Origin of the sequence: Neglectibacter sp. X4 (assembly GCF_009917365.1) — a bacterium.
Classification (GTDB): Bacteria; Bacillota; Clostridia; order Oscillospirales; family Acutalibacteraceae; genus Acutalibacter.
Genome location: NZ_QWLE01000137.1, coordinates 1 through 2,128, shown reverse-complemented (window position 1 = coordinate 2,128; position 2,128 = coordinate 1). Strand labels below are relative to the sequence as shown.

Sequence of the window (2,128 nt, the reverse complement as noted above, 5' to 3'; positions counted from 1 at the left end):
TCAAGGGCCACCCTTTCAAGGTCAAAGATGATGATGCCATGATGGAAACAGCGGACAGCATCCGGCAGTACGGCGTTGTCGGTTTCGCTGATCTTGTTCACGCTGGTGACAGAATAGGTGCGGGTGCCCAGCCGGGTGGTCAGGGTGATGGTGTCGCCCACATTCAGGGTGTGGATGTCGCCAAAGTAGCAGTTGGCCCCACGGTTGTGACCGGCGATGGCGCAGTTGCCGTCCCAAATGCTGGTGTCCTCAAAGTGGCCCGCCCCTTTCGCCAGGACGGAGCTGCTTGTGCCCTCGTACACCTTGACATTCACATTCAGGCTGGGGATTTTCAGGGTCGCCAGATAGCCGCCCTGGTAGTAGAGGTCGGATGTGATCTCTGTGAAGCCGGTGGAGGGGGTGGGTGTAGCCGTGCCCCCGGTGTTGGTGCCGCTGCCGGACACGATGCCGCTGGGGATGGTGTTGAAGTCGGGCGGGGCCACGGTCACGACGGTATTGCCGTTGATAACGGCCCCCTCGCCCAGCATATAGCCGGGGGCCAGATTGGGGGTCAGGGGGTTGCCCGTGTTCAGGGTGTAGGCGGTGGGGCTTCCGAACGTGGGCGGGATCAGGGCCGCGTTCTTGCTCACATCCACATTGGGCAGCTCGCCCCGGTCAGCCGTGACCACCGGCTCGATGGAAGTGGACTTGCCGTACTCTGGGTCGCCGGGGCCGTCGATATTGTACTCAAGGGCGCTGGCGGGGACGGTCAGGGCCAGCGTCAGGCACAGAACGGAAAAAAGCGTGGTCAGTTTCTTCATGGTAGATTACCTCCTGCGTTTGATGAAGTAGAACACGCCGCCGCCCAGCAGCACCACCACGACGATGGCCACCACGGGCAGGACGCTGTTCTTCTCGCCGGTGGGGGTGTCCTGGCCGGTGGGGTCGGCGGGGTCAACGGGAGCGGTGGGGTCGGCGGGGTCGGTCAGGCCGGGGTCAGGGGGGTCGCCGGGTTCCTCGGTAGGGGCGGGTTCCAGGGCGGTGCCCTCGAAGATCGCCACATAGCGGATTTTGTTCAGGTTGATACGGCTGACGGTGCCCGCATAGTCGGCGGTGACGGTGTAGCCCTTCACATAGGAGCTGGTGGCGGAGCCGGAGTAGGAGGCAACGGCGGTAAAGTGGCCGTCCCCCTCGGTCTGCCAGTTAACGGTCTGGAGGGTCAGGGAGTGGCCGTTGTCGGTGATGGACTTGGGGATATACTGCGTGTCCTGGTCGGCAAGGCCGGGGTAGGTGCGGGTGGCGGTGACGCTCCTGGCGGAGCTGCCATACCCGGCCACCTCCACCTTTACTGTATCCAGCTTCAGGGCCAGCGTCCCGGCAAGGCCGTCCTCGGTGATGAACTCCTTTGTCTGCGGCAGGAGGGCCAGCACAGCGCCCATGTCCTTGCTCTGGCTGGGCACGGACACGGTTTCGGTGTGCTGTCGGCTCTCGTTGGCGGGAAGCTCCTGTTTCAGCAGGTCAATGAGGGTGTAGTGGTAGCCCTCCTGCTCGAAGTCGGAACGGGGGATGCCAGCGGGGTCGTCCTCCGGCCCCAGGTCGTACATCTTCCTGATCTCGCCGCCGTCCTCGCTCCGGGTGACGGCGGTGGGGTAGCAGGGGGACGGCTGGGCGGGTTCAGGCGGATCGGCGGCAAAGGCGGCGGTGGTCATGGTCATGGCAAGGGCCAGGACGCACAGCAGCCGAGCCGCGTGGGTGATGGTTGTTGTTGTGATTCCACGTTCGGGCTTTTTGTGCGTTTTTCCATTTGGGTCGGTTTCCTTATAAACTGTCACCTTTGCAAAAGACCTCTCAAATAATCTAATCACATCTTTTGGCTTACAATCGCCAAGACATTTAATTGTTAAATTGCACTCCATCTTTGTGACACTCATCATTGAGAGAAATTCATCAGAATACTTGTCCTTTAAGTTCCTTTGCAGATATGACCTCATGTTCTCAATGACTTGGTTTCTTACCAAGTCGATTTTGATACAGTCGGATAATTGAAACGGCTGCACATTATTTGGCCGAACTGCATTAGATAGTGTCTACACAAGGTAGAGGAATTGTGATAGAATGGAAGCATCAAAAAAAGACAGGAGAGGAAAAG

1 protein-coding gene and 1 pseudogene are annotated in these 2,128 nt (G+C 59.7%); both read right to left on the bottom strand.

The window, feature by feature from the left end:
* Nucleotides 1-125: 125 nt before the first annotated feature.
* A pseudogene (locus D1841_RS20010) lies at nt 126-527 on the bottom strand (sortase); the annotation flags it as partial.
* A 279-nt stretch (nt 528-806) separates the two neighbouring features.
* Complete coding sequence (locus D1841_RS17070; protein ID WP_160644872.1) at nt 807-1,751, bottom strand: LPXTG cell wall anchor domain-containing protein; 945 nt, start codon at nt 1,749-1,751, stop codon at nt 807-809.
* Between the last annotated feature and the right edge of the window lie 377 nt (nt 1,752-2,128).